Annotated in this window: 1 protein-coding gene; it reads right to left on the reverse strand. The window is 56.4% G+C overall.

Annotation, left to right across the window (positions count from 1 at the left end):
- Nucleotides 1–413 precede the first annotated feature (413 nt).
- The coding region (locus tag FTT73_RS16110) for a LysR family transcriptional regulator (protein ID WP_180191666.1) at nt 414–1,246 on the reverse strand (833 nt) is incomplete at its 5' end.

Below are 1,246 nucleotides of genomic sequence, written 5' to 3' on the forward strand. Positions count from 1 at the left end.
TGTTCAAATGGCGATTCAGCGTTTAATTGGTTTTGGGAAAAAAGAAGAGTTTAAGGAAATTTTGGCAATTTTAAGAAAGCAGAATCCTGATAGGATAAGGGTTCTGTGAAATTTGTCGTGTACAGAGTATAATAATAATAATCGAGCATGAGTCTCATACGGATGCTCGGGTCGAAAGGGAATCCCCAGGCGAGTAACCTGTTTGCGGTGATCCATTAGCTGCAGGAGCAGAAGAGCATACATCTGGAAGCAAAGCCAGGAAAGCGGCCTATGGAGCTGTGCGGCAGCGCTCAGTAGGCAAAAGAGACGGAGCCGATCAGAGAGTAGGCAAAATCGGGACGGGCAACAGGAAAGAGGATGCCGGAGGGCTGCCGGATACTATCGGCGGCAAATAGGATGGATCGCCTGTGCCGTTATCGTGCCGGTCGAGTGCCATCCAGGAAACGATTGGGCGAATCGCCGTCACGCTTCATTTTGCCTGCGAGGTTGAGTAGATTTTTCAGTGCGGAGTTGCGATTGAACGGCGACCAGACGGCTGTAAAGGCAACCGGCTCCGGTTCATCGAGGAAGGGCAGGAAGACGATGCCGGTCGTCGGCAACAATGACGTTGCCTCGCCGACGATAGTGATGCCGAAGCCTTGTCCGACCATAGATAGCAGCGTGTCGCGCCCCACATCAAAGCGCCGGATCGACGGTGCGGGCCAACGCCCGGCAAGGCGCAGCACGATATGGTCATGGACCTGCGGGCCGGTGCCACCATAGCGAACAATGAAAGTCTCGCCGACCAGATCGGACCAAGTGATTGCGGACTGCCCGGCGAGGCGATGCCCATCCGATAGCACGGCCACCAGCGGTTCGGTCCAGATCGGTCGGGTATGGCAGTCGGGCATCTCGGGCTTGCCCGCGACGAACACCACGTCGAGCTGGTCAGCACGAAGCTGCATCACCGCATCGCGGGCTGTGCCTTCGGTGATCTCAACCTCAATGCCCGTATGTTCTTCCCGATAATGACGGATCAGCTCCGTGAGAAAGCTGCGTGGGATTAAGGCATGGATGCCGATGCGAAGCCGGCCGTATTCTCCTTGAGCTGTCATGCCTGCGGTCTTCACTGCGTGATCGAGTTGATCGACACCCGCCGTGACACGCTCCATGAAGTGCCTGCCTGCGTCTGTTAGCCGAACGCCCCGCGCATGGCGCTCAAATAGCAGGACACCAAGGTTATCCTCCAGCGCTTTCACACGCGCGC

The sequence above is a fragment of the Acinetobacter sp. YH01006 genome (assembly GCF_013420445.1).
Taxonomy (GTDB): Bacteria; Pseudomonadota; Gammaproteobacteria; order Pseudomonadales; family Moraxellaceae; genus Acinetobacter; species Acinetobacter pseudolwoffii.